Source organism: Flavobacterium sp. 9AF (genome assembly GCF_902506265.1).
GTDB lineage: Bacteria > Bacteroidota > Bacteroidia > Flavobacteriales > Flavobacteriaceae > Flavobacterium.
Genome location: NZ_LR733556.1, coordinates 2,040,782 through 2,057,214, shown reverse-complemented (window position 1 = coordinate 2,057,214; position 16,433 = coordinate 2,040,782). Strand labels below are relative to the sequence as shown.

The window sequence follows — 16,433 nt, the reverse complement described above, 5'->3', positions numbered from 1 at the left end:
TTACTTTATTTATTATTTTTACTCTGTATTTTATACTTAAACTATGAAAATAGCAATTTTTCAAACCAAATTGATTTGGCAAAAGCCTGAAGAGAATAGAAATTTTATTCAAGAATATATTGATTCGTGTGAAGATCCTTTTGATCTTTTAATTTTACCAGAAATGTTTACATCTGGATTTACTATGAATCCATTAGAAGTAGCCGAAGACATGGAAGGTGCTACAATACAGTGGTTAAAAAAAAATGCTCATGAAAGAAAAATTGCTATAACAGGAAGTATAGTAATTAGAGAAAATGAAAAATATTACAATAGATTAATTTTTGTTTTTCCAGATGGAACTATTGAGTATTATGATAAAAGGCATTTGTTTTCTTTAGCTGGAGAAGAAAAAGTATACACAAAAGGAGAAGATAAAAAGATAATTAATTTTCAAGGCTGGAAAATTTGTCCTTTCATATGTTATGATTTGAGATTTCCTGTATTTAGTAGAAATATCGAAGGATATGATTTGCTTCTTTATGTTGCTAATTGGCCAAAGCCAAGAATATATGCTTGGGATTCATTATTAAAAGCTCGAGCTATTGAGAATATGTCTTACGTTATCGGTGTAAATAGAATAGGTTTTGATGCAAATGAATTAGAATATACAGGTAGTTCGCAAATAGTTGATTATCTAGGTAATGAATTATTAAATTGTACAGATGAACAAGGCATCTTTATTTTTGAAATTCATAAAGATGAAATGTATGAAGTGAGAAAGAAGCTTAACTTTTTAAATGATAGAGATTGTTTTATTATTCAAAAATAATTATTCTTCAATGATAAATTCTTGATCCACATCCCAATTTGCCCTTACATCAATTTTTTTAGAATAATAAATAATTTGTTCAGCTTGTTTTTTTTCTAAAAAATTACCTGTATCCCAAATGCCATTTTTATTATCATCATAAATAATCCGTAAGGTATATATTCTTGGTTCAATAGCTTCAAAAAGTATGGGTTCTAGTTTTTCACTACTTTCAGATGCTATGACTTCTCCTTTATCAGTTAAAATTTGAAGAATAAAAGGAAAATGTTTGGCATTTTTGACATTGACTTTTAAATTGCCAAAATCAGAACGAGATTTTGTATTGAAAGAGAAAGATAAACTGTCATTTTGGGTGTTATAAAAATCTTCAAATGCATTTGGGAGAATTTCTATAGTATATTTTTGATTCTCTTCTTTCTTAAAATCGAATACAATTTCTTGATCAAATTCTTTATAAACGTAATTGAAATCTAATGAAACAGAATCTTTGTTTGTTAATTTAATTTTTGTTTTATCTATAGAAATGAGTGGTGTAGTTGTTTTTAAAGTGAAGTTATCTCTAAAATTTAATGTTCTTTGGCTAGTTTGAATAGTTAATGAATCCGATTCTTTAAAATCTTTAACTTTTGTTTTAAATGATTTATTATAATCACCATTTTCAACGGTTATTACTAATGAGTCAGGTTTTGTAATAGGGACAAATAACTGAAGTGAATCTTTTCCTTTATCTGGAAACTTGGTTATTTTTAAAGGAACGTTTTTACCTTCCCAAGAAGCAGAAATTTTTGCGTTTTCTGGATTTCCTTGAAAACCTATAAAAAATTTATTATTGGTTTGTTGAATTGGTTTATCTGTTTTAAAAGTGGCTATTTCTTTAAACAATTCTATTTCATGTATAATAATCGAATCATTTGGAAGAGAAATAATTTGTTCTAAAAATCCAATTTTATCTGTTTTTGGATCAAATTTGTAATTATTATTTTTATCTTTTAATGCAATAATTTTATAATTCCCCGCTTTTAGATTTTCTAATGAAAAGAATTTTAAACTGTCTAAAGTATTGGTTACATATAAAGGGGATTCATTGTAAACTGTTGAGTCTTTAAATGTTACAGCATCATATAATTGTACCGAAACAAAATTGTCTGGCTTTTCCTCATAAGCATCTTTAATTAAGCCATTTATTGAAAGTGAATCAATATAATTACCTGTAGATAAAACATATTTAAATTGAGAATATGGATTTCCTTCATTATTATCTGTAATACTTTGCCCAAAATTAAAACTATAAGTTGTGTTTGGATTTAAAGTATCGAGTATTTTAATAGCGATAAATTTACTTGCACTACCTTGAGGAATTATTATTGGTTGTTTTTTTAAAGGTGGTGAAATAATGAGTTGTTTATTTATATTTTTAACTTTAATGAGTTCATTAAATGTTATTTTGATTTCATTGTCATTAAAGTTTGTACTGAAATTTTTTGGAGAACTAGAAATAATTTTAGGAGCAATAGTATCTTTAGCGCCTCCAAAAATAGTTCCTCTTTTAGCACAACTACTTGTAAATATACTTAGTACTAAAACAATTGTAATAACTATAAAATATATTTTTTTCATCTATTATTCATAAAATAAAGTGATACAAAATAACAACTATATTTAGTGTAAACATAATTTTTTGATTTTTTTTATGATTGTGTGTATGCCATGGTGATAACGCTAACTTTTGAATTTGGTATTTTTAATAAAGCTTTTGCACAAGATTCTATGGTTGCACCAGTGGTTATAACATCATCTACCAATAGAAAATGATAGCCATTCTTTTCTACAGTTTGGGTAATATCAAATAAGTTGGTGTTTATTTCTTGTCTTTGTAATTTGTTTTTCTTAGTCTGTGTTTTAGAATATTCATTACGAATTAATAATGTTTTATTGTAAGGTATATTCAATTCAGATGAGAGTGCTATGCAGAATGTGTCTACCTGATTATAAGTCCTTTCCTTTAATCTTTTTTTGTGTAGAGGAACGGGTATAATTTCATCAATAGTGGTTAATACTTTGGTTTCTTTTAGGGTAATTGCATAATTTGTTCCTAGAAAGGTTCCTATTTCTTGTTTTCCTTTATATTTTAATTGATGTATCAATTTTTGCACAATACCTTCTTTATGAAAATACAGCATGGAAGAGGCAAATTCTAAATCTACTATACCATAAAATTTATTCTTTGTATCGTTAGATTCTAAAAAATGATGATGGGTTATTGGTAAATTATGAAGACATGATGAGCAAATGATTTTTTCATTATTTAATAAGAGTTCATTACATCCAAAACAAAGAGTTGGAAATAATAATTTTAACAGATTTTTATGCATTATGTCGATAATAAATTTAGAAAAGCTTAAAATTCAGTTAATTTAATCAAAATTAAAAACAATGGCATTCAAAAAAACAACAATTGTAAAATTTTCCATTACAACTTTAGCATTTTTGATGTTATTGTTGATGTTTGCTTATTATAATCTTTCCAATCAATATCAAGGATTATTAGAAGAGAATGCAACTGAAAATAAATTATTACAAAATCAGTTCGATGAAATTCTAAAAAAATATGATTCAGTAAATACAGTTTTGCAAAAAGGGCAATCTTCAGATGTAAAAGCTGTTGTGAGTAGTGCTTTGAAAAACTCTAAAGAATTTCAGTTTAACAAAACAAATAGTGTAAATAATAAAGCAGTAAAGACTAAAATAAATATTTTAAAGGCTCAAATTGTAGAAGATTCAAACAGAATTATTGAAATAAACAATACGATAAATCAAAATAAGAAAGAACTTTCTCAATTAGAATCTTCAAATAGAAATGGAAATCTTTATAAAAAGAAATATGAAAAATTAAATGCTATTAATTTGAATGTGAGAGGAGTGAAAATTTTATCTGATTTGTATTCCAAGAATAAAAATAAAAAGATTCAGCAAATTAGAGTTTGTTTTACTTTAGAAGGCAATGAGTTTGTTCGAAATGGCAATAAAAAAATATATGTACAAGTTGTAAATCCTAAAAATCAAATTATCTCTGTAAATGACGCTCAGTTAGAACAAGATAATATGAAATTGAAATACAGTTCTCTTACTGAAACCATGTATAATAAAAAGGATATAGATGTATGTACTTATGTCGATTTAGAATCTGAAAAAACTATAAAAGGAAAATATATAGTTAATATATATAATTCTTTTTGTAAAATTGGAACTACTATTTTTGAATATGAATAATTTATAGATTATTCACAAAAAAACTTTTCTTTATTTAAAACCTATTTTTACTTTTGCAACATGGCAAAACAAGAAGATTTATTTAAGAATGTAATTTCGCATGCGAAAGAATACGGATTTATATTTCCGTCTAGCGAAATATACGATGGATTAAGTGCTGTATATGATTACGCACAAAACGGTGTTGAATTAAAGAAAAATATACGAGAGTATTGGTGGAAAGCAATGGTGCAAATGCACGAAAACATTGTGGGTATTGATGCTGCAATTTTTATGCATCCAACCACTTGGAAAGCTTCAGGTCACGTTGATGCATTTAGTGATCCATTGATAGATAATAAGGATTCTAAAAAAAGATATAGAGCAGATGTTTTAATTGAAGATTTTGCAGAAAAAATCAATATTAAAGCACAAAAAGAAATAGAAAAAGCAAAAATACGTTTTGGAGAAGCATTCAATGAAGCCGAATTTGTAAATACAAATGAGCGAGTTAAAGGTTATCTGGATCAAAAAAATGCGATTTTACAGCGCATGGCACGTTCATTAGAAAGTGATAACTTGGCTGATGTAAAAGCGTTGATTGAAGAACTAGGAATTGCTTGTCCAGAATCGGGTTCAAAAAACTGGACCGAAGTAAGGCAATTCAACTTAATGTTTGCAACAAAATTAGGAGCATCTGCTGATACAGCAATGGACTTATACTTGCGTCCTGAAACGGCTCAAGGTATTTTTGTGAATTTTTTAAATGTCCAAAAAACAGGACGATTAAAAATTCCTTTTGGAATTGCGCAAACAGGAAAAGCATTTCGCAATGAAATTGTAGCAAGACAATTTATTTTTAGAATGCGCGAGTTTGAACAAATGGAAATGCAATTTTTTGTAAAACCTGGTGAAGAAATGCAATGGTACGAGTATTGGAAACAAACCCGTTTGGCATGGCATCAATCTTTAGGTTTAGGTGCTGAAAATTACCGTTTTCACGATCATGAAAAATTAGCGCATTATGCGAATGCCGCAGCTGATATCGAATTTAACTTCCCATTTGGTTTTAAAGAATTAGAAGGAATTCATTCCAGAACTGATTTTGACTTAAAAGCACATGAAGAATATTCAGGTAAGAAATTACAATTCTTCGATAATGATACGAACTCCAGTTATGTGCCTTATGTTGTAGAAACATCAGTAGGTCTTGACCGTATGTTTTTGGCGGTTTTCTCAAAAGCGTTGGAAGAAGAAACATTGGAAGACGGTTCTACAAGAACAGTGTTGCGTTTGCCTTCGGTTTTAGCACCCACTAAAGCGGCTGTTTTACCATTGGTTAAAAAAGACGGGTTACCCGAAATCGCACGAGAAATCATTGAAGATTTAAAATGGGATTTCAATGTCGCTTATGATGAAAAAGATGCTGTAGGAAGAAGATACAGAAGACAAGATGCTTTAGGAACACCGTTTTGTATTACTGTGGATCATCAAACGTTAGAAGATAAAACTGTAACCATTCGTCATAGAGATTCTATGGAACAACAACGTGTTGCTATTTCTGAATTAAGAGGAATTATTAACAACGAAGTTTCTATGAGAAATTGGTTGATGAAAATGAAATAATTTTAGTTTTAGACTAAAAAATAAAATCCCAAATGTCTCATTTGGGATTTTTTATTATCAAATCGAGTCGTTGCCTCAAGAGAGGTCGAGATGTTTTTTTAAATTCTGAAATGTAATCTCTAATTTTCAAGTGCATTCCATCCTCTTGCTTTTAAAGGGATTTTAGTGTTGGCTCTTGTAATTAAATGAACGCCTTCTTTTTCTTCTACCATGTGACCAATGATTGAAAAATTTGGATTGGCTTTAATTTTATCAAAATCTTCCATTTTAATGGTAAATAACAATTCATAATCTTCTCCACCACTTAAAGCAATAGTGGTAATGTCTAGATTGAATTCTTCGCAAACAGAGATTAATTGTGGATCAGCTGGAATTTTTTCTTCGTATAAATTACAACCTACATTACTTTGTTTGCACAAATGCAGTATTTCAGAAGATAAACCATCTGAAATATCAATCATAGAAGTAGGTTTAACGTCTAAATTCGCTAACAATTCTTTGATATCCGCTCTAGCTTCTGGTTTTAATTGTCTTTCAATTAAATACGAATATTGCTCTAAATCGGGTTGGTTATTAGGATTTACTTGGAATACTTGTTTTTCGCGTTCTAAAACTTGTAATCCCATATAAGCAGCACCGATATCTCCAGTTACCACTAATAAATTAGTAGGTTTTGCTCCATTTCTATAAGCAACATCGTCTAAGTCTACCTCTCCTATGGCAGTAATGCTAATAATAAGTCCTTTTTGTGATGAGGTGGTGTCACCTCCAATAATATCTATATTGTAAACTTTAGCTGCTAACTTTATGCCTTCATATAATTCTTCAATAGCTTCTAAAGGAAAACGGTTAGACACGGCTAAAGATACCGTAATTTGTGTGGGTTTAGCATTCATAGCACATATGTCGGAAAGATTGGCTACCACAGCTTTATAGCCCAAATGTTTTAAAGGCATATAAGCCAAATCAAAATGAACGCCTTCAATTAATAAATCGGTAGAAACCACTACTTTTTTATCTTCAAAATTGAGTATTGCTGCATCATCTCCAATACTTTTAATGGTAGATTCTTGATTGATGGTGATATTTTTGGTCAAATAATCGATTAAACCAAATTCTCCTAATTCAGTTAAACTGGTTCTTTTTTGATTTTTATCTTCTAACATGAATTTTTTTTTGGGCAAAGATAACACTAATCGGATTAATGTTAATATTCTTTAATTCAGACAGATTTAAAAATTTTATAAAAATTTAATTTTCGAGATCTTGAAGTTTATTAAAAATCAAGTTGCTCTCATATCCTTTTCGAATGAGATAGTCAGTAAATTTTTTATTTTTTTTAATTCCTTCTTTTTCGTTAAGGTTTGCCCAATGTTTTTCAGATAGCTTGTTAAAATTGTTTAAATAAGTTTCTTGATCAATCTCATTTAAAGCGATTTCAATAATTTTTGATGAAATATTTCTAAATTTTAATTCGTTTTTAATTCGCAATTTACCCCAGCCTTTATAGTTGTGTTTTCCTCTAGTAAAACTTTTAGCAAATCGTTCTTCATTAATATAATTATTCTCTATTAAATAAATGAGAAGAGATTCTTTTTCTATAGATGTCACACGATAGGAATATAGTTTTTCTTCTACTTCTTTATAGCACCTTTCCTGATATGTACAATAATATTCCATTTTAGCTCGAATATCTTGTAATGAGAAACTTATATTTTTTTCTTTATTCAAAACTCTTAACGATTTAATAAACTAATTTTTTAACAAAAATAGTTATAATTAAATATTTTTGTCTACTTTTAAAGGCTATTTTGTTATTAACCAAATCTTTAAAGCTATTAACCAATGAAGCTAAGATTACTATTAATTACCCTTTTTATGGGGTATTTTGCGTGTGCGCAAGGATTGGAGAATTTTTCAAATATTCCAACTGCTTCTTCAACAAGTTATTTAACAAGAAACTGGACTGGGACAGATGCAGTTACTTGGAATGCTACAGCAGCAAGAACTGATCAAACCTTAAATGGAAAAGCAATTTGTACAAATGGCTCAGGTTCAGTGACTTCACCAACCTATGCTGGTGGAATGGGCGTACTCAATTTTTCATATGTACGTGCATTCACTGGGACTAGTTCGAGAAGTATTCAAGTTTGGGTAAACGGATCACAAATTGGAACGACAATAACTGTTTCTCCCACATCGGACGCTGTAGTTGTTTATAGTCAATCCATTAATGTATCTGGAAGTGTAGTTTTAGAATTGCGAACTTCAGGTGCTCAAATTAAAATTGATGATATTTCATGGACAACATATTCTGCATGTACACCACCTGTTGATCCTAGTGGAACAATTGCTGTAACATCAGCTTGTGGATCTTCTAGTTTAAATTATTCTTCACCAAGTGCTACAGCTTATTGGCAAACTAGTGCTACAGGAACAGATACTTCTTTTCCTACAACCGCTGCTTATTCTGTTTCAACCTCAGGAACTTATTATGTAAGAATTTTTAACGGAACTTGTTGGTCAACTGGAACAGTTTCTCAAGTTGTATCTATAATTAATCCCGTCGTTATAACTACACAACCTACAAATCAATCTGTAACAACTGGAACAACTGCAACATTTAGTGTAGTAGCTACAAATGCGATTTCGTATCAATGGCAAGTATCTACTAATGGAGGTGGTTCTTGGTCAAACATTGGAGCAAGTTCGAATAGTTACACTACTCCTGCAACTACTTTAGGCATGAGTGGTTATTTATATAGAGTAATAGTTAATGGTACTTCACCTTGTGCATCAGTTACTTCTTCTTCGGCAAGTTTAACAGTTACAACAGGACCTTGTTTGAGTGAGTCTTCTTTTTCAACAACTCCATCTGGATGGATTGAGACTTCAATTACTTATTCTGGGGGTGAAGCAGTATTTGGTGCTAACGCGGGTGAGTTAACAACTTTGATGCTTTCCTATCCATCTTCCTTAACTTTTGATTTAAGAAGAACCACAAATACTACTGCCAAAGATTTATTTATTGAAGTATCTACGACGACTCAAACGGGTGTTTTTACAAATGTAGCCACCTACAACTTAGGAAACACAACTAGTGGAGGGACAACTTTTTGTACTGTAGATTTATCTGCATATACAGCATATTCCTCTGTATATGTTCGTTTTAGAAAAGCGTCATCGACTACGTCACCATGGTATATTCAAAACGTAAATGTTTTTTGTGGAACACCTCCTTCGGGTCCAGAAATTGATGTGACAGGTAATAGTTTGTCAATTGTTGATGGAGATACCACTCCTTCAACTACAGATAATACCTATTTTGGAAGTACTTTGATTAATACAAATGTAGTTCAAACTTTTGTTATACATAATATTGGAACAACCGATTTAAACTTGACACTTCCAATAACATTAGCTGATAATTCTCTCCCTCAAGAATTTACAATTGCACAGCCTTCGCTGAGTGTAATTCCATCTGGTGGATCTACTTTTTTTACTGTTACTTTTAATAGTGGAACTGCAGGCTTGTTTACTAATACTATTAATATAACTAATTCTGATTCTAATGAATCGTTATATAATTTTGATATTTTAGCAATTGCTTCAAATTCTGTAACAGGTGGTACCACATTTAAACCTGGTGAATTAATTTTTACGGGTTATGATGGACAAATTCATGGAAGTGGAGCTGAAGATGAATATTTAGTAGCTACTTTGGTAGATATTTTACCAGGAACAGTTTTTTCTATTGTAAATTCTAGATACGAAGCAGGTGCTGCTGCTGGATTGAGAACAAATAAATGGGGAGGTGGAGGAGATGATCCTAGCGAAGCACCTTATCAAGTAGATATCACTTATAATGGAAGTTCTGTTATTTCCGCAGGATCTGTATTACAAATAATTACTAATGGAACCGCTAATTGGTTTGGTACGCTTAATGTAATTACAAATAATGTTTCTAGTAATAGAACGGTAGATTTTTCAGGGAATGTAATAGGAGGAACTTTGCTAACTCCTAATATATCGACTAGTTCACCTGATCAAATGTATTTGGTGCAAGGTAGTTTTACTTCAGATGGTAGCATAGATTTAAATCAGGCAAATTATTATTTATCAGGAACTTTATTGCATGGATTGACCAATAGAGCAGCTTGGGTGCCATTATCTAATGCGTGTAGTGGTTCTAGCTTGACAACATCGGCAAATCCAAGAGAATCTAGATTGCCAGCAGCATTAACTTGTTTTAATGTTGAGAGTATTAGTACAAGTGCAGTAAGTGGTTATTATGAGAATGATAAAGAACATGGTTTAGCCTCTATTTACCAAATTATTAATGCTGTAGCAGATGTTGGGAATAATTGGACTTTAGGTACAGGAAGATATAATCTTAATCCTACCAATAATGTGGCAACTAGTGCAGGTAGAACATTTAATATAGGTCCAAGTAATCCATCAGGGCAATGGGTAGGAGGGGTTGATACAAATTGGTTTAACTGTGCAAATTGGTCAGGTCTTGTGGTTCCAAATGCGACTACAGATGTTTTGGTAAATGCTTCAGCAACTAATGTAGCAAGAATAGATTATACTGCAACTTATTCCGATATTTACTCTGATTTGGCTGTTTGTAAAAATATGGATATTCTTGGAAGTAAAGTAGAAATTTTAGGTAACACGAATAATGCTTTAGAAGTATATGGTAATTTGTTAATAGACAATACAGGAATCTTAGATATGGACGACTCTAATGCTGGAACTATGGATGGGAAAATTTTCCTACATGGAAACTGGACTAATAATAGTAGCGAGACCGCATTTGAAGAAGGAAATGGAACGATAATTTTCAGGGGAGCTACAGATCAGATAATTAATTCAGTAACACCGCTTGGGACAGAAATATTCTACAATGTTGTGTTGAATAATAATTTTGCTACTAATATATCTAATGATTTAATAGCTACAGGTAATTTAAATGTTGAATCAGGTAAAACGGTGACCATTAATGCTAATGATTTTATTCAAGTAAATAATAATTTGACTGTTGATGGAGCTATGAGCGTTTTAAATAGCGGTTCTTTAATTCAAGTCAATGATTTAGGGGTTAATACAGGAAATATAACATATGAGAGAACTACAACAGGAGGTTCTTTAGACTATGTATATTGGTCTTCACCTGTAGATGTTATCAACACTCCTGCTACAGGAAATGTGTATGTGTGGAATCCAATTTTAACTAATCCAAATGGAGGTATTGGGTATTGGACATCATCATTAGGTACGGCGATGCAACCCGGTGTTGGATATATTATGAGAGGTGTTTTATCTAGATCTTTTAATGGAATTCCAAGAAACGGAGTTTTTTCAACCACTATTCAAAGAGGAAATTACACAGGTGCAGATTATGCAGGAAATAATGGAATAGTAATTACAAATTTAGATGATAATTTAAATTTAGTTGGAAATCCATATCCATCTTCTATTAACGCCATAGATTTTCTTACATTAAACACTAATATTGAAGGAGCAATTCGAATTTGGACTCACGGTACTTCACCTTCATCAGCTATCCAAAATCCTTTTTATGCTAGTTATCAATCTAATTATACTGTAAACGATTATATAATTTATAATAGTACTGGAGCAAGCGCAGGACCATCTTCTTTTAATGGTTTTGTAGCAGGTGGGCAAAGTTTTTTTACAATTATGAATGATGGCGCTACTGCTAGTAGTAATGTAATTTTTAATAATTCATTGAGAAATAGAGCCTATGATAATAGTCAGTTTTACAGAACCGCAAATGCAAGTGCAAAAAGTAGAATTTGGTTGGATTTAACTACAGAAACAAATAAAACATCAAGGACTTTAATTGGCTATTTAGATGGTGCTACTATGGGACATGACAGAATGTATGATGCTGTAAAATTAGCCTCATCTGAAGCGTCAATATATTCTATTATTAATGATAAAAAAATGGATATTCAAGGAAGATTTCCATTTGAAGTTAATGACAAAGTTTCTTTAGGAGTTAAGATAGTAAAATCAGGATTAAATTCTATTGGTGTTTTTGCAATTGATGGTCTTTTTGATCAACAAGAGATTTATTTAGAAGATTTGTATTTAAATGTAATCCATGATTTAAAAGTTTCACCATATACATTTAATTCTGTCGTGGGAACATTTAACGATAGATTTGTTTTGAGATATACTAATGCAACACTTTCTAATGATACATTCCAAAATCAAAATGATTTTTCTTTTATCCTAAATGAGCAATCTATTGAAATAAAATCTTTATCCAATAAAAGCATAAAATCTGTTGAAGTATACGACATTTTAGCAAGAAGAATTGCTAGCCAAAAAAACAATACTAATACAAGTGTTATAATTAATGGGTTGATGAAGAATAACAGTCCATTAATTATAAAAGTAGAATTAGATAATGAAGTAACAATAACTAAAAAAATAATTTATTAATATTATAAATAAGAAATTACTTAAAAAAAGCCGCTTTTAAGCGGTTTTTTTGTTTAAAATAGTTAAAAATATTAAAATAATTTTATATTTGTTTTTTTCAATTAACCTAAACTATTTATAACCTTAACAAAAGATGAGAAAAAAATTACTGTTATTAACCTTATGTTTTTCGTTTTTACAAATTTTTTCCCAAAAAGAAAATAGTTGGAAAAATATAGCAAATACTAATTTAGATAAATTAGGAAAAATTAGAAGATCATCATGGCCTTCTGAATATAAATTATTTGAATTTGATTATCAAAGATTCAAAACAAGTTTAGTGAATGTACCTAAAAGAGAAAATTTTTTTGGTATTTCTTCGGTGATTGTTTCTATCCCTAACCCAGAAGGTATTTTAGAACAATATCGAATTGTAGAAGCATCAACATTTGAAAGCGATTTGCAATTGAAATTCCCTGAAATCAAATCTTATGCAGGTCAAGGAGTATCAAATCCTTCAAATACAATACGATTTAGTATTTCACCTTATAATGGTATAAGCGCGCTTATACGATCTGGATCTGAACAAAGAACCTATATTATTGATCCAATTTCGGAGGATTATAAAACAATAATTGTTTTTGATAGAGCTAAATCTAAAAAAGCAGATGGAGATTTTATTTGTTCCACTGATGAGGCAGTACGCAAATTTGGTAATCCTAAAGGAGTGTTGGATAATACAAATAGAGATGCTGATGATTCTAATTTAAGAGTATTCAGAATGGCTCAATCTTGTACTGGTGAATATGCTAATTATTTTGGTGCAACTACTGCAGCACAAGTTAATTTAGTGTTAGCAGCTTTTAATGCAACTTACACGCGTGTAAATGCTTTATTCGAAATGGATTTTAATTGTACCATGCAATTAATAGCTAATACAACAGATGTAATTTATTATGATTCAGCAACTGACCCATATTCCCCTTCAACTAATATGGATCCATGGAATTTACAATTAATGAATACACTTAGTAGTGTGTTGGGAAATGCCAGTTTTGATATAGGCCATTTATTTGGAGCTTCTGGTGGAGGTGGTAACGCAGGATGTATAGGTTGTGTATGTAGTGATGATCAATCAACAACTACATATCCAGGTGACCCTCAAGTATATCCAGTAGCGTATAAAGGAAGTGGTTATACTTCACCAGGAGATGGAATACCTTTTGGTGATAATTTTGATGTAGATTACGTGGCTCATGAAATTGGTCATCAACTAGGAGGAAATCACACTTTTTCTCATAGTGCAGAAAATAATTCAGTTAATATGGAGCCAGGTTCTGGAGTAACCATTATGGGATATGCTGGAATAACTGGAGCTACAGATGTAGCAAATCATTCAATTCCAATTTTTCATGCGGGTTCAATTCAGCAAATTACAACCAATATTAAGAGTAAATCCTGTCCTACTATAATTGCAACTTCAAATGCGGTGCCTGTACCAAGCACTATAGCAACCAAAACATTGCCTAGAGGAACTGCGTTTAAATTAATAGGAACAGCTACTGATGTCGATGCAGGAGATGTATTGTCCTATTGTTGGGAACAGGTTGACGATGCTACTACTGTTGGTGCTGCTGCTTCCTATCCTTCAGAAACAAAAACCAATGGAGCAAATTTTAGATCTTTTATGCCTAAAAATAATGGTATTAGATATTTTCCTAGAATGCAAGACCATATAGCTAATGGTATTACTGGAAATCAATGGGAAATTATTCCAAATAACCCAAGTGCCAATAGAATATTAAATTTTAAAATGACCGTTCGAGATAATCGTCCAGGAGGTGGAAATAACAAAAGTGCAAATATTGTAGTTACTTTTGATAGAACTAAAGGACCTTTCTTGGTAACTTCTCAGAATACTTCAGGTATTTCTTATACACAAGGTTCTTCACAAACGATAACTTGGTCAGTAAATAGTACTAATACTATGACTGGTGCTGCGAATGTGAATATTAAACTTTCGACCGATGGTGGACAAACTTTTCCAATAACTTTAGTAAGTAATACTCCAAATGATGGAACTCAAAGTGTTACTATACCAAATGTTGCTTCACCTTATTGTAGGATTTTAATTGAGCCAACAGGGAATGATTTTTATGCAATTAATACGAATGATTTTGCTATTGGATATACAGTAACTACTACGACTACATGTAATCAATATCCTTTTACACCTAATTTATCCATTCCAGATGGACAAGCTGGTGGCGGTTTTGGAACTGTTGTAGGTTTTACGACCAATGTTCCTGTTATGTCAGGAACTATTTCAGATGTGAATATTCTTAATTTAAATGTAAGCCATACATATATACAAGATGTAGTTTTAGCTCTTAATCACCCGGATGGAACCCAAGTTTTATATGTAAATGGAGTGTGTACAAACCAAAATGGTTTTAATAATATTAGTTTAGATTCACAGGCTGCAACTGCTATACCATGTTCTGGAAATACTAATACTATATTAGGGCCAGGTACATATCAACCGTCTTCTACATTTAATGTGTATAATGGAAAACTTGCAAATGGAACTTGGTCATTTTTAGCTGTAGATGGATATCAAGGAGATACAGGGACACTTAATTCTTTAACTTTTGAAATTTGTACAACTCAAACAACAATTGAAGAATCGCCTAATGCATGTGGTGTTATTGCAACAACTTGGAATGGTTCTACTTGGTCAAATGGTGTTCCTTTAAAGAATGTGGTAGCTATTTTTGATGGCAATTATACTTTAAGTTCTAATATTGAAGCATGTTCTGTAATTGTAAATACAGGAGCAAGCGTAATCGTATCAGCTGGAAATACCTTGATAGTAACAAATGAAGTTGTTGTAAATTCTGGAGGATCACTTACGGTAAAAAACAATGGTGCTTTAAGACAAATTGATGCTAGTGCAGTAAATTCGGGGAATATAATTGTAGAGAAAAGTTCAACGCCAATGATTCGTCTAGATTATACAGCATGGGCTTCACCAGTTGTTGGACAACAATTATTAGATTTTTCTCCAAATACGGTGCCTACTCGTTTTTACGAATATTTATATACTGGAACTACTACACCAACGGCTTATCAATCTGTTAGTCCAACTAATAACTTTGCTTCTGGAAAAGGATATATGATTCGAGTAGATAATAATTGGTCTGCAACTATTCCAGCAGTTTATAATGGACAATATGATGGAGTACCTTATAACGGGAACTTAGTTACAAGTTTAGGAAAAGGATATAATTTGATTGGTAATCCGTATGCATCACCTATAGATGCTTCAAGATTTATGGAAGATAATGCAACCACAGTTGGAGCATTGTATTTTTGGACCCATACAGCAGCTGCAAGTGCTGGTGTTTATCCAGTTAATAATTATGCTTCTTATACAAAACTTGGAGGTACTGCGGCTGCGGCTGGTGGTAGTGCGCCAAATGGGATTATTCAAACTGGCCAAGGTTTCTTTGTTAGAGCTTATGATTTTGGTAGTGCTACATTTACTAATTTTCAAAGAGTAAATGCTTCTACAAGTACTCAATTCTTTAAGAGTTCTACAAATACTAATCTACATAGATTTTGGTTGAATTTAAATAATGATACAAATTCATATAATCAAATATTAGTTGGTTATATAGATGGCGCTACTCTAGGTTTTGATAACTTGATTGATGGAAAAACACTAGATAATGTTAATAGTACTTATATTTATAGTATTATTAATAATGAAGAATATGTTATACAAGGAAGAAGTTTGCCTTTTGATGATAATGATATTGTTAACCTAGGATTAAAAGTCGAAATTCCAGGAATGTACTCAATTAGTCTAGAGAATAAAGACGGATTATTTGATTCACAAACTATATATATAAAAGATAAATATACAAATGTAATCCATGATATTACGCAAACATCCTACTCGTTTAATTCTCAAGTTGGAACATTTGAAGATCGTTTTGAAATAGTATATAAAAATGTAACTTTAAATACAGATGTTTTTATAAATGAAAATGCGATTGTTCTTTATACTCAAAACAATACAATTTTTGTTAATAGTGAAAAAGAAATTATCAAATCAATTAGTATCTATGATGTATTAGGTAGAAATTTGTTAAATGAAAAAAGCATAAATAATAAGAATTTTTCGGTAAATAGTTTAGAAGTAAGAAATCAAGGATTAATTGTCAAAGTTACATTAACTAATGGTCAAGTGATTAGTAAAAAAATTATTTTTTAATCGCGTAGAATT

General features: G+C 30.8%; 9 protein-coding genes. 5 read left to right on the top strand and 4 right to left on the bottom strand.

All coding sequences use genetic code 11. The annotated features are described in order from the left end of the window. The first annotated feature begins 43 nt into the window (after positions 1 to 43). Entirely contained in the window at positions 44 to 811 is a 768-nt protein-coding gene (locus tag HALO113_RS09300) for a nitrilase family protein (protein ID WP_159778764.1), read from the top strand. On the opposite strand, the gene HALO113_RS09295 is transcribed toward HALO113_RS09300, so the two are convergent. Together HALO113_RS09295 and HALO113_RS09290 are read right to left on the bottom strand one after the other, a co-directional pair. Further along, positions 812 to 2,428: an Ig-like domain-containing protein gene (locus tag HALO113_RS09295; RefSeq protein ID WP_159778763.1), complete on the bottom strand. Its 1,617-nt coding sequence runs from the start codon at positions 2,426 to 2,428 to the stop codon at positions 812 to 814. A 71-nt stretch (positions 2,429 to 2,499) separates the two neighbouring features. Continuing rightward, positions 2,500 to 3,183 carry a ComF family protein gene (locus HALO113_RS09290; protein ID WP_159778762.1) on the bottom strand — a complete coding sequence of 228 codons (684 nt, stop codon included), beginning with the start codon at positions 3,181 to 3,183 and terminating at the stop codon, positions 2,500 to 2,502. 61 nt (positions 3,184 to 3,244) lie between these two features. Between HALO113_RS09290 and HALO113_RS09285 the strand changes: the two genes are divergently transcribed. Both HALO113_RS09285 and HALO113_RS09280 read left to right on the top strand, forming a co-directional pair. After that, positions 3,245 to 4,081 carry a hypothetical protein gene (locus HALO113_RS09285; protein ID WP_159778761.1) on the top strand — a complete coding sequence of 279 codons (837 nt, stop codon included), beginning with the start codon at positions 3,245 to 3,247 and terminating at the stop codon, positions 4,079 to 4,081. A gap of 60 nt (positions 4,082 to 4,141) precedes the next feature. Beyond that, positions 4,142 to 5,686, top strand: coding sequence for a glycine--tRNA ligase (locus HALO113_RS09280; protein WP_159778760.1), 1,545 nt, complete (start codon positions 4,142 to 4,144; stop codon positions 5,684 to 5,686). A 119-nt stretch (positions 5,687 to 5,805) separates the two neighbouring features. Here the strand turns inward: HALO113_RS09280 and thiL are convergent, their stop codons facing one another. Both thiL and HALO113_RS09270 read right to left on the bottom strand, forming a co-directional pair. Further along, positions 5,806 to 6,852, bottom strand: a complete 1,047-nt coding sequence (thiL, locus tag HALO113_RS09275) for a thiamine-phosphate kinase (RefSeq protein WP_159778759.1) — start codon at positions 6,850 to 6,852, stop codon at positions 5,806 to 5,808. 85 nt (positions 6,853 to 6,937) lie between these two features. Then, complete coding sequence (locus tag HALO113_RS09270; protein WP_236554639.1) at positions 6,938 to 7,417, bottom strand: regulatory protein RecX; 480 nt, start codon at positions 7,415 to 7,417, stop codon at positions 6,938 to 6,940. 114 nt (positions 7,418 to 7,531) lie between these two features. Between HALO113_RS09270 and HALO113_RS09265 the strand changes: the two genes are divergently transcribed. After that, positions 7,532 to 12,163, top strand: a complete 4,632-nt coding sequence (locus HALO113_RS09265) for a choice-of-anchor D domain-containing protein (RefSeq protein WP_159778758.1) — start codon at positions 7,532 to 7,534, stop codon at positions 12,161 to 12,163. Positions 12,164 to 12,296: 133 nt separating this feature from the next. After that, on the top strand, positions 12,297 to 16,421 hold the full coding sequence (locus HALO113_RS09260; RefSeq protein WP_159778757.1) for a reprolysin-like metallopeptidase: 4,125 nt from the start codon (positions 12,297 to 12,299) through the stop codon (positions 16,419 to 16,421). The last annotated feature ends 12 nt before the right edge of the window (positions 16,422 to 16,433 follow it).

Bases quoted from the DNA above. Each gene is read 5' to 3' on its own strand.
- HALO113_RS09300 (WP_159778764.1), top strand. From the start codon at position 44: ATGAAAATAGCAATTTTTCAAACCAAATTGATTTGGCAAAAGCCTGAA.
- HALO113_RS09295 (WP_159778763.1), bottom strand. From the start codon at position 2,428: ATGAAAAAAATATATTTTATAGTTATTACAATTGTTTTAGTACTAAGT.
- HALO113_RS09290 (WP_159778762.1), bottom strand. From the start codon at position 3,183: ATGCATAAAAATCTGTTAAAATTATTATTTCCAACTCTTTGTTTTGGA.
- HALO113_RS09285 (WP_159778761.1), top strand. From the start codon at position 3,245: ATGGCATTCAAAAAAACAACAATTGTAAAATTTTCCATTACAACTTTA.
- HALO113_RS09280 (WP_159778760.1), top strand. From the start codon at position 4,142: ATGGCAAAACAAGAAGATTTATTTAAGAATGTAATTTCGCATGCGAAA.
- thiL (WP_159778759.1), bottom strand. From the start codon at position 6,852: ATGTTAGAAGATAAAAATCAAAAAAGAACCAGTTTAACTGAATTAGGA.
- HALO113_RS09265 (WP_159778758.1), top strand. From the start codon at position 7,532: ATGAAGCTAAGATTACTATTAATTACCCTTTTTATGGGGTATTTTGCG.
- HALO113_RS09260 (WP_159778757.1), top strand. From the start codon at position 12,297: ATGAGAAAAAAATTACTGTTATTAACCTTATGTTTTTCGTTTTTACAA.